Origin of the sequence: uncultured Acetobacteroides sp. (genome assembly GCF_963667355.2) — a bacterium.
GTDB lineage: Bacteria > Bacteroidota > Bacteroidia > Bacteroidales > ZOR0009 > Acetobacteroides.
Genome location: NZ_OY763328.2, coordinates 2,891,147 through 2,910,959 on the forward strand (window position 1 = coordinate 2,891,147; position 19,813 = coordinate 2,910,959).

General features: G+C 51.4%; 19 protein-coding genes. 10 read left to right on the top strand and 9 right to left on the bottom strand.

The window, feature by feature from the left end; genetic code table 11:
• Window positions 1-55 precede the first annotated feature (55 nt).
• Window positions 56-1,066 (bottom strand): hypothetical protein, encoded by a 1,011-nt coding sequence (locus ACHZA1_RS11905; RefSeq protein WP_320052102.1) that lies wholly within the window; start codon window positions 1,064-1,066, stop codon window positions 56-58.
• Between the two features lie 266 nt (window positions 1,067-1,332).
• Window positions 1,333-1,677: a DUF1493 family protein gene (locus ACHZA1_RS11910; RefSeq protein ID WP_320052103.1), complete on the bottom strand. Its 345-nt coding sequence runs from the start codon at window positions 1,675-1,677 to the stop codon at window positions 1,333-1,335.
• 307 nt (window positions 1,678-1,984) lie between these two features.
• On the opposite strand from ACHZA1_RS11910, the gene amrA reads away from it, so the two are divergent.
• The 5 genes from amrA (at window position 1,985) to ACHZA1_RS11935 (ending at window position 6,739) form a co-directional block, all read left to right on the top strand.
• Entirely contained in the window at window positions 1,985-2,497 is a 513-nt protein-coding gene (amrA, locus tag ACHZA1_RS11915; protein ID WP_320052104.1) for an AmmeMemoRadiSam system protein A, read from the top strand.
• Window positions 2,498-2,672: 175 nt separating this feature from the next.
• Window positions 2,673-3,674, top strand: a complete 1,002-nt coding sequence (gene amrS, locus ACHZA1_RS11920) for an AmmeMemoRadiSam system radical SAM enzyme (protein WP_320052105.1) — start codon at window positions 2,673-2,675, stop codon at window positions 3,672-3,674.
• A 41-nt stretch (window positions 3,675-3,715) separates the two neighbouring features.
• Window positions 3,716-4,549, top strand: coding sequence for an AmmeMemoRadiSam system protein B (gene amrB, locus ACHZA1_RS11925; RefSeq protein WP_320052106.1), 834 nt, complete (start codon window positions 3,716-3,718; stop codon window positions 4,547-4,549).
• Between the two features lie 123 nt (window positions 4,550-4,672).
• Window positions 4,673-5,257, top strand: coding sequence for a DUF3109 family protein (locus ACHZA1_RS11930; protein WP_320052107.1), 585 nt, complete (start codon window positions 4,673-4,675; stop codon window positions 5,255-5,257).
• 108 nt (window positions 5,258-5,365) lie between these two features.
• On the top strand, window positions 5,366-6,739 hold the full coding sequence (locus tag ACHZA1_RS11935; RefSeq protein WP_320052108.1) for a dipeptidase: 1,374 nt from the start codon (window positions 5,366-5,368) through the stop codon (window positions 6,737-6,739).
• Between the two features lie 474 nt (window positions 6,740-7,213).
• Here the strand turns inward: ACHZA1_RS11935 and ACHZA1_RS11940 are convergent, their stop codons facing one another.
• The 4 genes from ACHZA1_RS11940 to ACHZA1_RS11955 all read right to left on the bottom strand — a co-directional run bounded on the left by ACHZA1_RS11940 (window position 7,214) and on the right by ACHZA1_RS11955 (window position 10,965).
• Complete coding sequence (locus ACHZA1_RS11940) at window positions 7,214-7,579, bottom strand: nitrous oxide-stimulated promoter family protein (protein WP_320052109.1); 366 nt, start codon at window positions 7,577-7,579, stop codon at window positions 7,214-7,216.
• A gap of 117 nt (window positions 7,580-7,696) precedes the next feature.
• On the bottom strand, window positions 7,697-8,527 hold the full coding sequence (pyrF, locus tag ACHZA1_RS11945; RefSeq protein WP_320052110.1) for an orotidine-5'-phosphate decarboxylase: 831 nt from the start codon (window positions 8,525-8,527) through the stop codon (window positions 7,697-7,699).
• 55 nt (window positions 8,528-8,582) lie between these two features.
• A complete protein-coding gene (gene prfA / locus ACHZA1_RS11950) occupies window positions 8,583-9,671 on the bottom strand; it encodes a peptide chain release factor 1 (RefSeq protein WP_320052111.1) in 1,089 nt (362 codons plus the stop codon).
• 217 nt (window positions 9,672-9,888) lie between these two features.
• Window positions 9,889-10,965: an alkaline phosphatase gene (locus ACHZA1_RS11955; RefSeq protein ID WP_320052112.1), complete on the bottom strand. Its 1,077-nt coding sequence runs from the start codon at window positions 10,963-10,965 to the stop codon at window positions 9,889-9,891.
• 264 nt (window positions 10,966-11,229) lie between these two features.
• Between ACHZA1_RS11955 and ACHZA1_RS11960 the strand changes: the two genes are divergently transcribed.
• The 3 genes from ACHZA1_RS11960 to ACHZA1_RS11970 are packed head-to-tail and all read left to right on the top strand — an operon-like array spanning window position 11,230 to window position 13,765.
• Complete coding sequence (locus tag ACHZA1_RS11960; protein WP_320052113.1) at window positions 11,230-11,955, top strand: LiaI-LiaF-like domain-containing protein; 726 nt, start codon at window positions 11,230-11,232, stop codon at window positions 11,953-11,955.
• A gap of 8 nt (window positions 11,956-11,963) precedes the next feature.
• Window positions 11,964-13,028: a histidine kinase gene (locus ACHZA1_RS11965; protein WP_320052114.1), complete on the top strand. Its 1,065-nt coding sequence runs from the start codon at window positions 11,964-11,966 to the stop codon at window positions 13,026-13,028.
• Window positions 13,025-13,765 carry a LytTR family transcriptional regulator DNA-binding domain-containing protein gene (locus ACHZA1_RS11970; RefSeq protein ID WP_320052115.1) on the top strand — a complete coding sequence of 247 codons (741 nt, stop codon included), beginning with the start codon at window positions 13,025-13,027 and terminating at the stop codon, window positions 13,763-13,765. Before ACHZA1_RS11965 ends, ACHZA1_RS11970 begins: the two co-directional genes overlap by 4 nt.
• 77 nt (window positions 13,766-13,842) lie before the next feature.
• On the opposite strand, the gene ACHZA1_RS11975 is transcribed toward ACHZA1_RS11970, so the two are convergent.
• On the bottom strand, window positions 13,843-15,192 hold the full coding sequence (locus ACHZA1_RS11975; RefSeq protein WP_320052116.1) for an NCS2 family permease: 1,350 nt from the start codon (window positions 15,190-15,192) through the stop codon (window positions 13,843-13,845).
• A 22-nt stretch (window positions 15,193-15,214) separates the two neighbouring features.
• Window positions 15,215-16,333 (bottom strand): DEAD/DEAH box helicase, encoded by a 1,119-nt coding sequence (locus ACHZA1_RS11980; RefSeq protein ID WP_320052117.1) that lies wholly within the window; start codon window positions 16,331-16,333, stop codon window positions 15,215-15,217.
• Window positions 16,334-16,551: 218 nt separating this feature from the next.
• Between ACHZA1_RS11980 and ACHZA1_RS11985 the strand changes: the two genes are divergently transcribed.
• Window positions 16,552-17,280 (top strand): YjjG family noncanonical pyrimidine nucleotidase, encoded by a 729-nt coding sequence (locus ACHZA1_RS11985; RefSeq protein ID WP_320052118.1) that lies wholly within the window; start codon window positions 16,552-16,554, stop codon window positions 17,278-17,280.
• Window positions 17,281-17,687: 407 nt separating this feature from the next.
• On the opposite strand, the gene ACHZA1_RS11990 is transcribed toward ACHZA1_RS11985, so the two are convergent.
• Window positions 17,688-18,386 (bottom strand): Crp/Fnr family transcriptional regulator, encoded by a 699-nt coding sequence (locus tag ACHZA1_RS11990; RefSeq protein WP_320052119.1) that lies wholly within the window; start codon window positions 18,384-18,386, stop codon window positions 17,688-17,690.
• Between the two features lie 187 nt (window positions 18,387-18,573).
• On the opposite strand from ACHZA1_RS11990, the gene ACHZA1_RS11995 reads away from it, so the two are divergent.
• Entirely contained in the window at window positions 18,574-19,806 is a 1,233-nt protein-coding gene (locus tag ACHZA1_RS11995; protein WP_320052120.1) for an FAD/NAD(P)-binding oxidoreductase, read from the top strand.
• Window positions 19,807-19,813 lie beyond the last annotated feature (7 nt).

Sequence of the window (19,813 nt, forward strand, 5' to 3'; positions counted from 1 at the left end):
AGCCAAGGCGATTGCCTTGGCTCTTTGTGTTACAAATTGTATTGATCTTGATTCCCTAGCTTGCGCTGATCTTTTTATTTAAGATCTCGCGCAAGGCGTTGTTCGTTTCGTCGGCTTTTTCAAAGTTATTCTCGATGTACTTTTTGATATCTAAATTGCTATCGCATTCGGCTTTGAGGAGCATCTTTATTTTATCTATGCCAAACTTACCAACCCAGTAGGTCATGGTTAGCTGGGCAAAAGCGTATATGTTTTTTCGTTTCAAGTTGGCTTCGTTGAATGTAGGTCCGTCAAGGTACTTCTGATAGCCACCATCGTTGAGCAAGGCCAGTACTTCTTCTGCTGCCTTAGGTGAACGGCTCTTGTCTTCATTTCCAAAGCAGTTGGCTACTCCTTCGTCGATAAACGAATTGCCCATGCCAAACTCACCGGCGTAGATGTGCACCAGCTCGTGTATGTGGTCGGCGCACTCAACCGCTTTTATTGCGTGGTATCTTGCCTTTCCGCTCCCTTTGTACTTCTCGCCAACAATGTTTGCGGCCTCGTCTCCTAGTTTGGCATAGTAGTACCGAAATTCGGGTAGCTTAATGCCAAACTTGTTTTGTAGTTCTCCATTCTTTTGGGCAAAAGTGTTGGCTTCCTTTAGCGCTTCGGGACTTAGCGGAGAACTGCTAACATAGGTAACCCCATTAATGTCGGTTTTTAACCATGTAGCGGTGAGGTGTTCCAGTAGTTCATTCTCGTCCATGGTCATAACCCAATTGCCTTCAATCTTTTTGAAGGCTATCCAGGTTTGAAAGTCGTAAATTTTCAGGAATATGCGACCCGAATTCCCGTAAACATCTTCCGATACCACACTAAATTTGGATATTAGCTCCGATCCAGGTTGTAAGAAGGAGTAAATGCTTCCGAAGTCGCGCTTGTTGATGAAGGCTTTAGCTTCGTCTGCGCTCTTGCATTTTGTGTAGCTGTTCCATCGTTCGGTGAGCGGCTTCGCATCTTGAGCAAAAGCGGAGGTACATACGTAAAGTAGCAGGAGTAGGGTTGAGGTGAATTTGTTTATCATCGTAAAATTAGATTAGGGATGCAAAGGTATTTTTTTATTGAAGTCCGAGCTAGAATTTATGGCCTTCGTTTAGGTGGTAATGGCGGCTTTGGTTTGGATACTGAGATTTTATAGTTGCTTATTCGTCTCCCAAATTTCGCAACTTTGTACGAACAAAAAAAAATGAACCATGCTCAATTTTTTCAACCAGTTCTAGGGTGCAAGGCTGAAGACCTCTACGCTACAAAACAATAAACTATTGAATGTGCATTTATGGAAACTTCGGACTAGACCTCAATCCATCTTTTTTCTTTAATAATTTCCAATAAATGAGGTACGCTAATCTCTTTACGTTTAAGCTTTTCTTTTCTGAAAAAAAAGTAAATCCAATAAAGAAAAGGTATGTTACTTTCTTCAACAAAATAATCATTGAATTTGAAATCTGTCAAATCGACTTCAAATCTTTCACTAAACCTTATCATAAATTCAGATGCATCATGTCCGACTAAGGAAAGATCCTTAAATAGAATGGTCTCTGCATTGATCTTTATACCTAATAAATCCTCGAAAAACTTTACAAGAGTATCGAATGATTCTTTATTAACTGGGTAATTATTGTCTGTTTTTATCATCAATATTTCTGTATTTGAAAAAATATAAACATTAGCATATTCGCATAGTAACAAATTATTAAAGCCTTTCTTTTCATAATCCTACACGTATACAGCATCAAAATTAGCAAAAAAGTAAAGCGCATCTGCCACTCGTGGAGATGTCGTTTCCGGCAAATCGCGTAAAACTGATTTTAGTTGACGAAGATATGGGTTTGTAATAACATAGTGTGGCGTTTATACGTATTAGGTGGTAGTTGTAGTGACCAAGTTACGTGTAGTACGCTAGGGTTGTAACATATTGGTGAAATGCAAAACATAGGGAACAATGTCGACACCATCAACCGTATTTGCAAAGCTTGCAAAGGAAACCATCGCAGCCGCCTTTGAGGGTAAGGACCCCGAACCATCGCTATCGCACGAGTTAACGGTTCGGGCTGCCTGTTTTGTTTCGCTGCATACCTCCGACGGTTCGCTGCGCGGATGCATCGGCACGCTCGAGCCCCGTAAGCCATCGCTCTACGAGGAGATCAAGACGAATGCGCTATCGGCGGCGTTCAACGATCCCCGCTTCCCCCCTGTATCAGAAGAGGAGGTCGAGGATTTGGAGATCTCTGTGGATATCCTCCATAAGCCGGAGCCTATAACGTCGGAAAGCGAGCTCGATCCAGACATCTATGGGGTAATCATCGAGAGCGGCTATAAGCGAGGCGTGCTACTTCCCAACCTCCCCTCCGTTACCACCATCGACGAGCAGCTTCGGATCGTAAGGCGGAAAGCCGGAATCTTCCCCGAAGAAAGGGTTAAGCTCTACCGATTTATGGTTGATAGGTACTACTAGGGAGTCGGGGAAATGAAAGATGAAAAGATTCGGAGCTGCGCTAGGTAGCGCTATCCCCCGCTAGCATGGGGAAGGGATGAACGTAGCGTGTTATCCTTTAATGGTAGCCATTTTCGAATGCTTAGGGTCTAACATCTCAAATCTAACGTCTAGCATCTAATATCTAACTTCTGATATGGAAGCGAAGTTTTACTCAACAATCGACGGTCAGGTACGCTGCGGCCTGTGCCCCCATCGGTGCCGCATCGCCGAAGGGAAGAAGGGGATTTGCCAGGTTCGCAAGAACGATGGGGGAGTGCTTTACAGCCTAAACTATGGGGTGATATCAGCCATGGCGCTCGACCCCATCGAGAAGAAGCCGCTGTACCACTTCCATCCTGGCTCGTACATCTTTTCGATAGGAAGCTTAGGCTGCAATTTCCGATGTCTCTTCTGCCAGAACTATAGCATTGCTCAGGTTAAGGGCGATGGGTGGTACGAAACGTTCCCCAACATATCTCCGCAGGTAATCCTTCAGAAGGCGCTGGATTCTGTTGAGCAGGGTAATATTGGCGTTGCCTACACCTACAACGAGCCCACGGTTTGGTACGAGTACATGTACAACGTGGCGGAAAAGGTGAAGGAGGCGGGGCTTCTAAACGTCATGGTATCGAATGGCTACATCGAGGCAATACCGCTTGACTACCTGCTCCCGCTGATGGATGCCTTCAACATCGACCTAAAAGGGTACTCGAATACCTTCTATAAGAGGATGCTTGGCGGTACTGTCGAGCCGGTAAGGCATACGCTTAAAGCCATTGTGGAGGCTGGGAAGCATCTGGAGATAACCTACCTCGTTATTCCTTACGAGAATGATAATCCTGCAAGGTTTCGCGAGGTTGCTGCCTGGATTTCGGAAATACTGGGACCTAACACGGTGCTTCACGTAAACCGATACTTCCCCAACTACCTGCTCGATACGCCTTCCACCTCAATAAAGTCGCTGCTGGAACTCTATGCCGTTGCCAAGGAGTACCTTCACAACGTTTACGTGGGGAATACCGGATTGGTGGAGCATAATAACACCTACTGCCCTAAGTGCGGCAAGCTAGTGGTGGAGCGGCATGGCATGCACGGCAATCCTATTGGCTTAACCGATGATGGCAAGTGTACGGGCTGCAGCAGTCAGGTGATGTAAAATGCCATTTAGGAAGATGAACAACGTAATAACGTAATCCGATGCCAGCAAGAGAAAACTATGCCGAAGGTCGATTCTACTCCGACAAGCGGACCGATATCGAAACGCTTTTCGACCACGAGGTGGCCATGCAAAAAGATGAAATAAGCTACTCGCTAAAGGATAACCGTATCATTGGCGGGGTGATCCCTCACGCAGGACATGTTTTTTGCGCCCATCAGGCGGTGCACTTCTTCGAGATTGTACGCGAAAGCGGTCAGCGCTTCGATACGGTGGTGGTGGTGGCGCCCAACCACACGGGAATGGGTCGCAGCCCAATGTCGATCGATAGCCATACGCAGTGGCAGTCGCCGCTAGGTGTTATTGATGTTGACATGGAGCTGGCGCACGAGCTGGCGCTCCCCTTCAACGAGGAGGCGCAGCGGTTCGAGCATTCGGCTGAGGTTATCCTGCCGTTTATTCAGCATTTCATTGGCGGTAAGGTGACGTTTCTCCCCATAAACATGCTCGAGCAGAGCTACCGTAATGCCAGCTCGCTGGCAATGCTCCTGAAATCGGCTGCCGATAAGCTAAACCGTAAGATCCTGCTTGTCGCCTCTTCCGACTTCACCCACTTCAAGAGTTCGAAGGTGGGGTACGAGCTCGACAGCATGGCACTAGAGCCGCTGCTGCAGTTCGATCTGGAGGAGTTCGAGCATCGCGTGCGTACCATGCATATCTCTATTTGTGGCTACGGTCCCATCATGACCCTCCTGGACTTTGCCAAGCGGGTAGCCCCCGAAGCTAAGGTGGAGGTGCTTAAGCGCGGGCACTCCGGCGAGGTGTACCCTTCGGCTGAGGTGGTCGATTACGTGTCGATGATGGCGTACTATTAGGGAGTAGGGGAGGGTAGGTGCTGAACCTAATAATATCTAGCACATATTATCTAAAGTCTAACGTCTAACATCTATCATCTAAAGTCTATTCATAATCCCTATCTTTGGCGAAAACTTACAGCCATGATTCAAATCGACAACGTTATATTCAGCCTGAACATCTTCGAAAAGCAGTTCTGCTGCGACCTTGGCAAGTGCAAGGGCGAATGCTGTGTAAGCGGCGATTCGGGAGCCCCTGTCAGCGAGGACGAGATGGAGGTGATGGATAACGAGTACCCCAGCTGGAAACCTTACATGACCCCTCTGGGCATTGCTGCGGTAGAGTCGCAGGCGGTTGTTGTTAAGGATAGCGATGGCGATTGGACTACGCCGCTGATCAACAAGGGCGAGTGCGCCTACACCTACGTGGAGAATGGGGTTACTCTCTGCGCCATCGAAAAGGCCTACATGGAGGGGAAGACCTGCTTCCAGAAGCCCATTTCGTGCTACCTCTATCCAATTCGCATCAAGGAGTTCTCCAGCGGCCTTATCGGCGTAAACTACGACGTGTGGGATATCTGCAAGCCCGCCCGTATCCTCGGAAGCAACATCGGCCTGCCCGTGTACAAGTTCCTTAAGGAGCCGCTCATCCGTAGGTTTGGCGAGGAGTTCTACCAAAAGATAGAGGATGCCGCCAAAATGCTCGAATTCGAAAGCCAAAACGACTAATACAGCTTCGAATTAAAATCACAATCGACATTATTTCGATAATTCAGATAAACAATCCCCGATATTTCCGGTGATTGTTTATTTTAGGGCAAATTTAAATTTGATCGTATGAGTAACATCAAAACGTATATCGAGGAGAACAAGGAGCGCATGCTCGACGAGCTTTTTGGGCTGATTCGCATTCCATCCATCTCGTCGCAGGCCGAGCATAAGCCAGATATGGTTCGTACGGCCGAGTATATTCGGGATGCCATCCTTAAGGCCGGTGCCGATAGGGCCGAGGTGATCCCTTCGGCGGGTAATCCCGTGGTGTTTGGCGAGAAGATCGTCGATGCTGCCGCGCCTACCGTGCTAATTTACGGGCACTACGACGTAATGCCCGTTGACCCCATCCAGCTATGGACCAGCAACCCCTTCGAACCCGAAATTCGCGACGGCCGAATTTGGGCTCGCGGCGCCGACGACGACAAGGGGCAGATGTTTACCCAGCTGAAGGCGTTTGAGTACCTGGTTAAGACCGGGCAGCTGCAGACCAACGTGAAGTTTATGATCGAGGGCGAGGAGGAGATCGGATCACCCAGCCTCGAGGAGTGGTGCAAGCAGCACAAGGAGCTGGTGGCTGCCGACGTAATCCTGATCTCGGACACCAGCATGATTGGCGAGAACACCGCCACCCTTACCCAAAGCCTCCGCGGCCTGGCCTACATGGAGGTTGAGGTTACCGGCGCAAGCCAGGATCTGCACTCGGGCATTTTTGGCGGCGCTGTGGCCAACCCCATCAACGTGCTGGCTAAGATGATTGCCTCGTGCATCGACGACAACGGACATATCGCCATCCCCGGCTTCTACGACGACGTGATGGAGGTATCGGCCGAAGAGCGCGCCATGATTGCCCGTGCCCCCTTCGACCTAGAGGCCTACAAGAAGAACCTTGACATCGACGATGTGCAGGGCGAGGCAGGCTTCAGCACCAGCGAGCGCACCGGCATCCGCCCTTCGCTCGACGTGAACGGCATCTGGGGCGGCTACACCGACGAGGGCTCCAAGACGGTGACCCCTTCCAAGGCGTTTGCCAAGATCTCCATGCGCTTGGTGCCCAACCAGGATCACCAAAAGATTGCGGAGCTCTTTAAGAAGCACTTCGAGGCCGTTGCGCCCAAGAGCGTGAGGGTAAAGGTAAAGGCCCACCACGGTGGGGCGCCCTACGTGTCGCCATCCGACCATCCGGGCTACCGCGCCGCCTCCAAGGCCTGCGTCGATGTGTTCGGCGAGCAGCCCATTCCGCTCCGCAGCGGCGGCAGCATCCCAATCGTGGCCGTTTTCGAGAAGGTGCTCGGCATTAAGTCCATCCTAATGGGCTACGGGCACGAGTCCGACCGCGTTCACTCGCCCAACGAGAGCTTCTCGCTCAACCGCTTCTTTAAGGGGATCGAGACCAACACGCGCTTCTACGCCCACTACAACCAGGAGATGAAGAAGTAAACTTCTTTTACCATACAAAGCAAAGGGTCGTCCGAATATGGGCGACCCTTTTTGCGTTCCAGCGGTGCTACTATTCGGTAAGGTGCTGCTGAGAGGTAATTCGTTTCGGTGGCGATGTTGTTTGATGCCACCGATGTGTAAGTCGGCGCCACATAATCGTAAGTAGATCCCACCAAAATGAAACCCATAGCCACATAAGCGGAAGCAGACGCCACATAAATGAAATGTTACACCACTTAAATGAAGGTAAGCACCACAATAATGTAATGTGATTCCACTTAAATGAAGCTTGACGCCACATAAATGAAAGCAAACGCCACATTAATTAAAGTCGAAAGCACCAAAATGTAAGTCGATGCCACATAAATGCAATAGTACGCCACATTTATGGAGCTTGATCCCGCATAAATTAAATGCGACTTCACCGAAATTCAGTATGACGGGAAGGTGAAGGGGTGAACTCTGTTTTGGAGTTTACCCCTTTCGCCAGCTACCGATAAGGTGGCAGATGGCAAGGTAGGGTGAGCGGTAGAGCATGCGTGGGCCGGCGTAGCGCATCACTTGGCGTACCTGTTGGCGCATATCGGCCTTGTAGCAGTGGATGGTGCACCTAGCGCAGACGGGCTTGTGGGAGCCGAACTTGCAGCTATCAATTCGCTTGGTGGCGTATTCGAGGAGTGAGGCGCAGCTGGCGCACAGCGTTTCGCCCTTGCCGTGGTGGTGGCTGAAGAGACGGGTTTGAAACCCGTCTGTACGAAAAGTTTTGTTCTTGCCGTGGTGGTGGCGGCAGTATAGGCCAATCATTACGGCTATGGTGCGCTTTTCGCGGAGGAGGTTCATTGGGGGAGTAGGGTTGAGGAGACGATTTTGAGGAGGAAATCCCTGACAGGGTTCAAAACCTTGTCAGGGATGCTTTATGGTTTACGAAGTATAGTCTAAAATCTAACGTCTACCCTTCTACAGACCTTTTTCCTTAAGCAGGATGTCCATCTCGTCGCGCACCTCGCGGGCAGCCTTGGCTGCGGCGGCGGCAAAGTTCTCGGTAGTATCGGCGTAGATGATGGCGCGCGAGCTGTTAACCAGCAGGCCGCACTGGCTGTTCATCCCATGTTTTGCTACCTCGCTAAGGCTTCCGCCCTGAGCGCCTACGCCCGGTACCAGCAGGAAGTGGTTGGGGATAAGCTGGCGAACGTCGCCCAGCATCTCGGCCTTGGTGGCGCCCACCACGTACATGGTGTTGTCGGCGGTGCCCCACTGCGCCGAGGTGGTAATCACATCCTCGTAAATCTTCTTGCCGTTGGCGGCATCCTCCAGCAGCTGGAAGTCGGCGGCCGACTTGTTGGAGGTTAGCGCCAGGATGATGCTCCACCGGCCCTCGTACTTCAGGAAGGGGGTGACGGTGTCGCTGCCCATGTAGGGAGCAAGGGTAACCGCGTCGAAGTCGAAGCCCTCGAAGAACGCCTTGGCGTACATCTCGGAGGTGTTGCCGATGTCGCCGCGCTTGGCGTCGGCAATGATGAACTGCGCGGGGTAGCGCTCGCGGATGTACCTAACGGTTTTCTGCAGGCTGATCCAGCCGACAACGCCCAGCGACTCGTAGAAGGCCAGGTTGGGCTTGTAGCTTACGGCGTACTCGGCGGTAGCATCAACAATGGCCTTGTTGAACTCGAAGATGGGGTCTTCGGCGGAAAGGAGATGCTGGGGGATCTTGGTGATATCGCTGTCGAGCCCCACGCAGAGGAAGCTGCGCTTGGCCTGGATCTGTTCGAATAGCTGCTGTGCGTTCATGCTGGTTATGGTATTTGATATAGAAAGAGCGGACAATAAGCCCGCTCTATAGAGTTTAGTTCAATTCTGTTTCCTTCAAACGTTCCGAGTTTTCGGCAAACTGAAGCTTGTCGATCAGGTCCTGAATGTCGCCATCCATGAACACCGGCAGGTTGTACACGGTGTAGTTGATGCGGTGGTCGGTGATGCGGCCCTGTGGGTAGTTGTAGGTACGGATCTTGGCCGAGCGGTCGCCGGTTGATACCATCGTCTTACGCTGCTTCGAGATCTCGTCCATGTGCTTTTGGTACTCCATGTTGTAGATACGGGTACGCAACTCGTTGAGCGCCTTGTCGAAGTTCTTGATCTGCGACTTCTCGTCCTGGCACTGCACCACAATCCCGGTAGGGACGTGGGTAAGGCGTACGGCCGAGTAGGTGGTGTTCACCGACTGGCCTCCAGGTCCCGACGAGCAGTAGGTATCCTTGCGGATGTCGTTCATGCTGATCTGCACGTCGAACTCGTCGGCTTCGGGTAGCACGGCCACGGTTGCCGCCGATGTGTGTACACGGCCTTGAGTCTCGGTTTGGGGCACGCGTTGTACGCGGTGCACGCCCGATTCGTACTTCAGCGTTCCGTATACCTTATCGCCCGATACCTTTATCACGATTTCCTTGTAGCCACCTGCGGTACCTTCGGAGTAGCTGGTAACCTCGGTGCGCCAGCCCTTCTTCTCGAAGTACTTCGAGTACATGCGGTAGAGGTCGCCAGCAAAGATGGCCGCCTCGTCGCCGCCGGTACCGCCACGGATTTCGAGGATGGCGTTCTTCTCGTCCTGAGGGTCGGCAGGGATAAGCATGAACTTGATGTTTTCCTCAAGCTCCACCTTTTCGGCTTCTAGCTCATCGATTTCCATTTTGGCCATGTCGCGCATCTCCTCGTCCTTCTCGTTGGTAAGAACATCCTTCGAAAAGGCAAGGTTGCTAACAACAATTTTATATCGTTCGTAAGCTGCTACAATGGGTTCTAGCTCGCGGTACTCCTTGTTCAGGGCCACGTACTTCTTCATATCGGCGATTACGTCCGGGTCGGTGATCTGCTGGCCAACCTCCTCGAACTTAATCTTGAAAAACTCCAATTTGCTTAAAAATGAGTTCTCTGACATAGTGTTGAATCCTTCTAAAATTGGGTGCAAATTTACAACTTTCCCTCAAATAGCCTTGCTTATTGAATAAATTAGTATTTATTGGTAATCAGAAGGAAAAGAAGGGGTGCTTGACGTAGGTAGGAATTCAGAGCGTAAGCCGGAAAAAAGAGAAGGCCTTTCGTCAGAGAGGCCTTCTTGGGATATGCGATTGCAATTTTAGAGGTGAAAGAAGAAGTTATTTCCCCCACTTCTTCAACTGCATAATCTTGTGGAAAACGTCGCTATTCTGGTAGATGCCCTGGAATTTTTCGGCACCTGGGCCGTAGGCGAATACGGGGATTAGGGTGCCGCAGTGGGCTCCGGTCGAGAATTTAATAGCGTAGTTGCCGTACTCCTCGCTAAGGCTGTTAACCTCTGCTGGGGGTAGGGTTACGCCGCCGGTATCGTGGTCGGCAAGGACGATTACAAGGGTGTTGCCATCCTTTTGGGCGAAGTCGAGTACGGCACCAATGGTTTTGTCGAAGTCGGCTAGCTCGGTTTTCAGGTATTCAGCGTCGTTGTTGTGCTCGGCCCAGTCGATTTGCGATCCTTCCACCATCATCACAAAGCCATTCTTGTTCTCCTTTTTGAGCAGCTCAACCGTTTTTAGGGTTGCGGGGGCAAGGTAGTTGCCGCGCTCCTTGTTGGCAGGCTTGAGGTGGTCGTCGGCCACTACTACCATTGCCTTTTTGGCGTCGGAGCTAAAGTACGACGTGGTATCGGTGTAGATGGAGTAGCCCTTGGTTTTGGCTTCGTCAATTAGGTTGCGGCCATCTTTGCGCTTGGCGAAGTACTTCATTCCGCCGCCCACAAGCAGGTCTACATTCGAGTTGATGATGTCGCCAGCAATTGCCTCGTACATGTCGCGCTTTACCTGATGGGCGGAGAATGATGCAGGGGTCGCATGGGTAAGCGCGCAGGTTACAACGATGCCCGTTGCCAGCTTGTTCTTTTGGGCAATCTCCATAAGGTTGGGCTTGGATTGCTTGTTGGTGTCAACGCCAATGGCGCCGTTATAGGTCTTTTCGCCAATGGCGTATGCGGTTCCACCAGCTCCCGAGTCGGTAATTCGGCCACCGGCCGAGTAGGTTTTGACGGAGCCAATGCTGTTAAAGCGCTCGAAGTTGGACGTTCCCTTGGCTTCGAGCATGCGAAGGGCAACGCTGTTGTACCCCATTCCATCGCCAATCATCAGGATGATGTTTTTGGGCGCCTTCTGGGCGTAGGCCAGCGACGACGCTAGCATCAAGGCGGCTATAAGTATTCTTTTCATGTGACAAGTAGTTTATCGAGATTAATTTTGAGGGGCAAAGTTTGTCAAAATTTGACGAAATCTGGCTGATGTAGGATAAATTCATGGAAAATTAAAGTCGTCTTGTCTGCTAAAAAGGGCAATTTATCTTAATCAAGGTGCTATTAGTCGATTAGCTGTTGAGGGAACCTTATTCTAATTTTAAATTTGTAGCATCAAAAACATTGTTACATTTAACTGCCCTTATATATGAGACACCATAATTGTTGTTCACAATCTAAAGCCATGAAGAAAATTGCATTTGGGCTTGTTCTTATAGCTGCCGGTTTCATCTTGATGCTAGAAAAGATGAACTTGATTAGCCCCGAGGTAACCCATTGGGTATTTACCTGGCAGATGCTGCTGATCGTAATTGGTTTTGTAAACATATTTAGCCGCGAGAGCTACGTGTCGGGATTGGTCCTGATTATGGTAGGTGCCTTCTTCCTAGTTCCCCGCATCATCGACTTGCCCTTTAACTTTATTGGGATGTTCTGGCCAATCCTGCTTATTGGTGGAGGTGTTCTGCTTATCCTAAAGCACAGCGTCAGGCGCTCGTATGGCGATGAAAAAAAAAATGAAGACGGTTGCTGCATGGGACCATTTTCGCGAACGACTACGGTAGAAACCGATGGAATCGTTGATGACTTTAACCTCTTTGGGGCCTCGAAGCGCCGCTATACCGCAGGGTTTAGAGGCGGAAAGTTTACCAACATCTTTGGGGGAGCGGAGATAGACCTAACCCAGGCCCAACTCGATAATAACGTGGCCATCATTGAAACGGTTTGCGTTTTTGGCGGCATGACCCTGTTCGTGCCTTCCGACTGGGAGGTGCAGGTTGAGGTGGTATCTATCCTTGGAGGATTTGGCGATAAGCGCAGCTTTGTTCGCACCTCGGTGGTTGAGCCTCGAAAGCGCCTTATCGTAAAAGGAGTGTGCGTGTTTGGTGGCGGTGAAATTAAAAGTATCTAGCAGTACCGATGTTTGACCATCCTCTTGTAAAAAGCAGGGTTCTTGCTATTGGCTATATAGCGGTGTGGCCGTTTATTCTTATCATGAATGTGTCGCTAAGCTACTTTTATGGGACCTCTTCGCTAGGAGATATTCTCATAGAAAATGGTATTCCCTGCCTTGTTTTTGCCATTATGTCCATCCCGCTATGGTATAGTGTAAATAGCTGCTCCATTCAGCGGGGGGAGATTCTGTTTCTCTTTCACCATCTAGGTACGGCTGCCATTACCATTATGGTATGGCACTACATCAGCTACAGCCTGATTGCGCTGTTTGCGCCCAGCTGCCATACCGCAACCATGCCCGTTGAACAGCTGGTTCCTCTGGTGATTTTTCACGGATTTTTGGGCTACACGATTGTGGTACTATCCTACTACCTGTACATCTACTCTCAAAACCTTCGAGAGAAGCACGAAAAGGAGCTGCTCCTGCAGCGCTCGCTCAAGGAGGTGGAGATAAGCATGCTTCGGGCGCAGATTAACCCGCACTTCCTGTTCAACAGCCTTAACTCCATCAGCTCGCTAACTATGGTTGATGCCGATAGGGCGCAGGAGATGGTGGTGAAGCTCTCCGACTACCTGCGCTACACCGTATCGCAGGAGAAAACACCATTCGTTGCGTTGAGTAAGGAAATCGAGAACATCCATCGGTACCTCGATATCGAGAAGATCCGCTTTGGCGCTAAGCTGCAGTATAGCTTCGCCGTGGAGGACGAGGCTGCTGATGCAGCCATGCCCGCGATGATTCTTCAGCCGCTGTTTGAGAATGCCATTAAGCATGGGGTGTACGAGAGCACGGAGCCCATTATGGTGGAGACTAAGGCCTATATGGAGGATGACGTTCTGATCGTATCCATAAGAAATAACTACCAAGAGGGAGCACCCATGGGGAAGGGGGCCGGCATTGGGCTTCGTAACATTGCCGAGCGGCTGAAGCTCATCTACCAGAACGAAACGCTGCTCCATATAAAGAACGAGAATCAGGTTTTTGAGGTTACCCTCATCATACCATCAGCCAAAAAAAGTGTTGCATGATTCGTACCTTAATTATTGACGATGAGGAACCAGCCCGGATGCTGGTTCAGAAGTTCCTGAAAGATTTTTCGGAGATTCAGGTGATAGGCGAGTGCTCTGACGGCTTTGCTGCTGCCAAGAGCATCAACGAGCATAAGCCCGACCTAATATTCCTCGATGTGCAGATGCCAAAACTCTCGGGCTTCGAGCTGCTGGAAATCATTGAGCATAAGCCCCAGGTGATTTTTACCACCGCCTACGACAGCTACGCCATAAAGGCGTTCGACGAGAATGCGGTCGACTACCTGCTAAAGCCTTTCTCGCGCGAGCGCTTCGCCGATGCGGTGCACAAGGTGATGGACCGTATCTCCACCCAAACCGAGCAGAACTATACCGAAGTTATCGCATTGGCCGAGGAAAAGACGGAAATACTGCAGCGCATCGCCGTTAAGTCGGGCTCGAAGATCGAGGTTATTGCCGCTAGCGACATCGTCTTCCTGGAGTCGGAGGGCGACTACGTGATGATCCATACCAAGACGGGCAAGTTCCTTAAGGAAAAAACCATGAAGTATTTCGAGCAGCATCTCGATCCCGATACGTTTATCCGGATTCATCGCTCCTCTATCATCAACATCAATGAGATTAGCCGTATTGAACTCTTCGAGAAGGAGAGTTACATCGTAAAGCTGAAGAGCGGCGACCAGGTTAAGGCCAGCAACTCGGGCTACAAGGCGCTAAAGGATGCGCTGAAGCTGTAAAAACACTTGGATGTTTCATATAACGAATAAACCCCCGCTTTTGGCGAGGGTTTTCTTTTATGTTATGATGCTACTGTCTAGTGTTCGGCTAGGAAGACGTAGCGAACGATTACGAGTACGAAGAGGATGTACATCATCCAGTGTACCTGCTTCCACTTTCCGGTTAGCACCTTAAGGGCGGTGTAGAATACGATACCGCCAGCAATGCCGTTGGCAATGTTGTAGGTAAAGGGCATCAGCACAAAGGTGATGAATGCAGGGAAACCTTCGGTGAAGTCGCTGAAGTCGATTTCCTTGATGCTCGATACCATTAGCAAACCAACGATGATAAGCGCTGGTGCCGTTGCTGCTCCAGGTATAAGCAGCGCAATTGGCGCAATCACTAGGGCAAGGAGGAATAGCACCCCAGTTGTAACGGCGGTAAGGCCGGTGCGGCCACCTTCACTGATACCTGCGGCGCTCTCTACGTACGATGTAATGGTAGAGGTTCCCATTAGGGCTCCAAACGATACGCCGAATGCATCAACAAGCATGGCCTTGCCGATTTTTGGAGAGTTTCCATCCTTATCAACAAGGTTGGCCTTGCGGGCGGTTCCTACAAGCGTTCCGAAAGTGTCGAAAAGCTCAACGAAGGTAAAGGTGAACACAACGGTCCAGATACCCATGTTAAGTGCAGCCTTAACGTCGAGCGCACCCACTGCTAGGTGGTGGAAATCGGGTAGGGCAAATGGCACAAAGTTTTCTGGAATAACCGTAACCCCCATGGGGATGCCGATAAGGGTGGTGGTAACGATGCCAATCAGCAGCGAACCTTTAACGCGAAGGGCCATCAGCATTACCGAAATGAGCAGGCCAATTAGCGAAAGAGCCATTGCGGGGTTGTTGAAGTCGCCCAATCCGATAATCCATTGGGACGATTCCATATTCTTGAATGGGACAATGTTGGGCGATAGCGTTTTAGCCACCATGATACCAGACATCTTAACTCCAATAATGGTAATGAATAAGCCGATACCTACGGTGATGGCCACCTTAAGCGAGTTGGGCACGGCCACAACCAGCAATTGGCGAATCTTGGTAACGGTTAGTATGATGAAGATGATGCCGGAGATGAATACGGCACCAAGGGCAGCCTGCCAAGGCATTCCGGCACCCTGCACGGCAATAGCCGCAAAGAATGCGTTCAATCCCATTCCTGGCGCTAGGGCAATGGGGAAGTTGGCAACAAATCCCATGGCAATAGACACCACACCGGCAGCCACCGCTGTAGCAAAGAAGATGGCATTCCTGTCCATTCCAGTTCCGGAAAGGATGTTGGGGTTAACAATTAGGATGTAGGCCATCGTTACAAACGTGGTGATGCCAGCAATGATCTCGGTTCTCACGTTTGTGTTCTGTTCCTTCAGCTTGAAAATTTTTTCCAACATGGGGGGCTAGAGTTGTTAGTTATTAATGACGATACTGATAGATCTTACACCCTAAAAACTTCTCGATGTTGTCGAGCAGGCGCTTGTCCTTCTTGTTTACAAAGGTGATGGCCACGCCTTCGGCCTGAGCGCGGGCGGTACGGCCTATGCGGTGCACGTAATCTTCGGGGTCGTGCGGCACGTCGAAGTTTACCACCATGTCAATATTCTCCACGTCGATGCCGCGCGAGATGATGTCGGTGGCCACCAGCAGCTGGATGTCGCGCGAGCGGAAGCGGCGCATTACCTCCTCGCGCTCCTTCTGGTCGAGGTCGGAGTGGATGGCGGCGGTGTTTAGCTTGGCTGCCCTAAGCGTCTTTTCAATCTCCTTTACCTTGGTTTTGGTGGAGGAGAAGATGACCACGCTCTTGATGTTGGGCTTATCCTTTAGCAGGTTAACCAGAATGCGCACCTTTTCGGAATCCTCGGCCATGCAAACGGCCTGAAGCACGTTCTCGGCAGGCTTCGAGGTTGCCAGGTTGATTTCAACCGGATCGTGCAGGATCTTTCGGGCCAGCTTTCGGATCTTGTCGGGCATGGTGGCCGAGAACATCACGGTTTGCCGTTTGGCGGGCAGCTTGGCCGCAATGGCGGTAATATCTTCAACAAATCCCATGTCGAGCATGCGGTCGGCCTCGTCGAGGATGAAGTGCTCGATGTGGGATAGCTTAAAGTAGTCAAAGTTGAGGTGGGTGATCAGTCGGCCTGGCGTTGCGATGATGATGTCGGCTCCGTTGATGAGCGCGGTCTTCTGCGTTTCCCACAGCATCGAGTCGTTTCCACCGTATACCGCTACCGAGGTGGCAGGGGTAAAGTAGCTGAAGCCCATTATCTGCTGGTCGATCTGAATGGCCAGCTCGCGGGTGGGCACTAGAATAAGGGTGGTTGCTTTGTTGTGGTTCTCGCGGCTGGCGAGCTTGTCGATGATGGGAAGTACGAAGGCGGCGGTTTTACCTGTTCCGGTTTGAGCGCAGGCGATGAGATCTTTCCCTTCGAGGATCACCGGGATTGCCTTCTCTTGAACAGGTGTTGGGGTAGCGATGTTCATGGCCTCTAGGCCTTCGAGGACTCCGCTACAAAGGTTTAAGTCTTTAAACTCCAATTCCTACTGTTTTAGTTGATCGCAAAAGTAGTAATAATCGTGGGAAATGTAGCATCTAAAGCAAGGCTTGATCAATATAAAGCTTTGTAGGCGTTACGCATCCTTTCGTGCACGAGCCCATGCTGCTGGCTTTTCCGCCGGTTGGGGGCATTCTTATTTTACCTTAAAGTCGCATAACGGCGGGGGGCTACGGGCTAAAACCGCTAATTTTACCTCCCATGAATCTGAAACCCATCATTAGGCAGCTAGGCGGGAAGCCCTACACCCATATTTTCTTCGACCTCGACCGTACGTTGTGGGACTTTGAGGGCAACGCGCGCGTTACGCTGAGCGACCTCTACCAGGAGTTCGAACTCTTCCGCCACTTTAAAACCTTCGACGAGTTTCATTCAACCTACCTGAAGCACAACGAGCGCCTCTGGGCCGAGTACCGCCACGGCAGGGTGGCCAAGGAGACGCTGCGCACGCTGCGCTTTTCGCTTACGCTGAAATCGGTAAGGGTGAAGGACGAGCAGCTCGCCCAAACGCTCGACAGGCGCTACATTGCCGACAGTCCCACCAAAACGTCGCTGATGCCCAACGCCATGGAGGTAATGGAGTACCTCCGCAGGCGCGGCTACCGCATGCTGATTATCACCAACGGCTTTAACGAGGTGCAGTGGGTTAAGCTTAAGGCGTGCGGCCTGGAGCAGTACTTCGACCTGATGCTGACCTCCGAGAATGTGGGGCATCAGAAGCCCGACGTGCGCATCTTCGAGCAGGCGCTCCGCGAGGCGGGGTGCCGCCCTGGCAAGGCGCTGATGGTGGGCGACGACTTTGAGGTGGATATCGTGGGGGCCCGCAACGCGGGGATCGATCAGGTGTTCTACAGCCCACAGGGGGAGGAGGGGGCGTTTACCCCTACCTACCAGATTCGCGACCTGATTGAGCTCAAGCGGGTGCTGTAGGGCGTCGGGGGAGGGCTAGCCGCAGGTTAGATATCTTTGGCCGCACGCTCTGAATGTCTAGCCACATGCTCTGAATGTCTAGCCACACGCTCTAATTGTCCAACTACACGCTCTGAATGTCCAGCCGCACGTTCTAATTGTCCAGCCACATGCTCTGAATGTCTAGCCACACGCTCTGAATGTCTAGCCGCACGCTCTGATTGTCCAGCCGCATGCTCTGAATGTCTAGCCGCATGCTCTAACTTTCCAGCTACACGTTCTGAATGTCCAGCTACATGCTCTAACTTTCCATCTACATGCTCTGAATCTCTTGCTGCACGCTCGGATTTTCTATCTGCACGTTCGAAACCTTCCCATGCCTGCTCGGGCGGTTGAGGGGTGCGGCTGTGTGCAGCAGCGGCGTGGCTCTACCCGTGCAGGCAGATCAGCTTCAGCTTATCGGCATCCTCAAGCTCAATTTCCTTCCCGTTTATCCGAATGATGTGCTCCTTCCGAAACTCGGAGAGGATGCGGATGACGTTCTCGGTGGTCATCCCGATGAGCTCGGCAATCTCCTTGCGCGAGATGGGCAGCTCGAAGCGGCGGTTTCGGTAGATGTCGTTGGCGAAGAAGAGCAGGATGTAGGCGATGCGGCCGCGCAGGTTCTTGCTGTTGATGTCGTTGTTGCGGCGGAGGATGTTGTCGGTGGTGCGGCTGATGCGCGCCAGCAGGTCGAGCGCAAATGCGCCGTTAGTTCTCACCAAGTCCTTAATCCTATTCAGGTCGAACTCGCACACCACCGTGTCCTCGATGGCGGTGATGGAGAGGTTGTAGCGGGTGTCGGAGAAAACGGAGAGGATGCTGATGAGGTCGAACGGTAGGGCGATGGAGATGATCTGGTCGTAGGCCGAGTCGGCCGTATGGCGGTGCAGCTTCACCAGCCCCTTCTGGATGTACAGGAACGAGGTGATCGCCTCACCCTCGCGAATGATGGCCTCCCCCTTCTTGAAGTTTCGCTCGGTTTTGGTGGAGCAGTAGTCCGTTAGCTCATCCACCGAAACGTGCTCGAAGATGAGGTTTCGGACGATACATTCCTTGCAGGAGCACAGCATGCCGTTATTGCCCATGGTTTACTCGTTTTACAAATGTGATAAATATCAGGTGCTGATCTTTATCATGCCATCCGATTGATTATGCGTTAATCCCCGTCGTAATATTGCACTTGCAGAGGGCGATCAACCCGAACGAAATTAAGTAAAATTTCGAAGCTGCAAGACTTTAGATGTTCCATCCGAAAAAACAAAATAGAAAAGGATGAAAAAAGTGCTCATACTTGGTGCGGGAACGGCCGGCACCATAATGGCCAACAAGCTGGCAAAGCTGCTCGACCGTAGGGAGTGGGAGATTGAGGTGCTGGACCGAAACAACATCCACTACTACCAGCCCGGGTTCCTGTTTATCCCCTTTGGGATCTACTCGCCAGCGGATGTGGTGAAGAAGAAGGATGCGTTTATCCCCAAGAATGTGAAGTTTACGGTTGCCGATATCCTTAGCATCAACGCCGAGGAGAATGCGGTGAACCTTGCCGGTGGCGAGACCATCCGCTACGATATCCTGATTGTGGCTACGGGTACGGTGCCAACGCCCTCCGAAACGCCCGGCCTGGTTGGCGATCGCTGGTACAGGAACATCTTCGACTTCTACACCTTCGAGGGGGCTGTTGCGCTGCACGACTACCTGAAAGATTTCAGGGGCGGCAAGCTGGTGATGACCATCACCGAGCTACCCTACAAGTGCCCCATTGCTCCGCTGGAGTTCGTCTTTTTGGCTGATGCCTTTTTCACCAAGAAGGGCATTCGCGATAGGGTGGAACTCATCTACACCACGCCGATGTCGGGCGCATTTACCAAGCCCGTTGCCACCAAAATGCTGAGCTCGGTGCTTGCCGAGAAGAACATCAACGTGGTTACCGACTTCTACGTGGAGGGGGTAGACGAGAAGAAGAACGTCATCCGCTCGTACGATGGGCGCGAGGTGGAGTTCGACGGCTTAGTTGTTGTTCCCGTTAACTTGGGCGAGGAGTTTCTAGCCTCATCGGGTTTGGTTGACGATATGAGCTACGTGCAGGTGGATAAGGGAACGATGCAGTCGGTGCATAAGTCCAACGTGTTTGCCATTGGCGATGCCGCCAATCTGCCCACATCCAAGGCGGGCTCGGTTGCCCACTTTGCCGCCGATGTGCTGGCCGAGAACATCGTGGAGTACGCCAGCGGCAGGGCGCCTTCGCATCAGTTCGATGGGCATGCTAACTGCTTCATCGAAACGGGGCACGGCAAGGGTACGCTTATCGACTTCGACTACACCAACGAACCCCTACCCGGCATGTATCCCGTTCCTGGCATAGGGCCAATGAAGCTTTTGGGCGTAACCCGATTAAACCATTGGGGCAAGCTGGCGTTTAAGCTTATATACTGGGAGTTTCTGCTGAAGAATAGGAAACTACCCATATCGAGCAAGTTCAGCCTAGCCGGGAAGAAGATGGTTTAAGAATAAC

What these genes read in the sequence shown, in the direction of transcription:
- ACHZA1_RS11905 (WP_320052102.1), bottom strand. Translation starts at nt 1,066, where the DNA reads ATGATAAACAAATTCACCTCAACCCTACTCCTGCTACTTTACGTATGT.
- ACHZA1_RS11910 (WP_320052103.1), bottom strand. Translation starts at nt 1,677, where the DNA reads ATGATAAAAACAGACAATAATTACCCAGTTAATAAAGAATCATTCGAT.
- amrA (WP_320052104.1), top strand. Translation starts at nt 1,985, where the DNA reads ATGTCGACACCATCAACCGTATTTGCAAAGCTTGCAAAGGAAACCATC.
- amrS (WP_320052105.1), top strand. Translation starts at nt 2,673, where the DNA reads ATGGAAGCGAAGTTTTACTCAACAATCGACGGTCAGGTACGCTGCGGC.
- amrB (WP_320052106.1), top strand. Translation starts at nt 3,716, where the DNA reads ATGCCAGCAAGAGAAAACTATGCCGAAGGTCGATTCTACTCCGACAAG.
- ACHZA1_RS11930 (WP_320052107.1), top strand. Translation starts at nt 4,673, where the DNA reads ATGATTCAAATCGACAACGTTATATTCAGCCTGAACATCTTCGAAAAG.
- ACHZA1_RS11935 (WP_320052108.1), top strand. Translation starts at nt 5,366, where the DNA reads ATGAGTAACATCAAAACGTATATCGAGGAGAACAAGGAGCGCATGCTC.
- ACHZA1_RS11940 (WP_320052109.1), bottom strand. Translation starts at nt 7,579, where the DNA reads ATGAACCTCCTCCGCGAAAAGCGCACCATAGCCGTAATGATTGGCCTA.
- pyrF (WP_320052110.1), bottom strand. Translation starts at nt 8,527, where the DNA reads ATGAACGCACAGCAGCTATTCGAACAGATCCAGGCCAAGCGCAGCTTC.
- prfA (WP_320052111.1), bottom strand. Translation starts at nt 9,671, where the DNA reads ATGTCAGAGAACTCATTTTTAAGCAAATTGGAGTTTTTCAAGATTAAG.
- ACHZA1_RS11955 (WP_320052112.1), bottom strand. Translation starts at nt 10,965, where the DNA reads ATGAAAAGAATACTTATAGCCGCCTTGATGCTAGCGTCGTCGCTGGCC.
- ACHZA1_RS11960 (WP_320052113.1), top strand. Translation starts at nt 11,230, where the DNA reads ATGAAGAAAATTGCATTTGGGCTTGTTCTTATAGCTGCCGGTTTCATC.
- ACHZA1_RS11965 (WP_320052114.1), top strand. Translation starts at nt 11,964, where the DNA reads ATGTTTGACCATCCTCTTGTAAAAAGCAGGGTTCTTGCTATTGGCTAT.
- ACHZA1_RS11970 (WP_320052115.1), top strand. Translation starts at nt 13,025, where the DNA reads ATGATTCGTACCTTAATTATTGACGATGAGGAACCAGCCCGGATGCTG.
- ACHZA1_RS11975 (WP_320052116.1), bottom strand. Translation starts at nt 15,192, where the DNA reads ATGTTGGAAAAAATTTTCAAGCTGAAGGAACAGAACACAAACGTGAGA.
- ACHZA1_RS11985 (WP_320052118.1), top strand. Translation starts at nt 16,552, where the DNA reads ATGAATCTGAAACCCATCATTAGGCAGCTAGGCGGGAAGCCCTACACC.
- ACHZA1_RS11990 (WP_320052119.1), bottom strand. Translation starts at nt 18,386, where the DNA reads ATGGGCAATAACGGCATGCTGTGCTCCTGCAAGGAATGTATCGTCCGA.
- ACHZA1_RS11995 (WP_320052120.1), top strand. Translation starts at nt 18,574, where the DNA reads ATGAAAAAAGTGCTCATACTTGGTGCGGGAACGGCCGGCACCATAATG.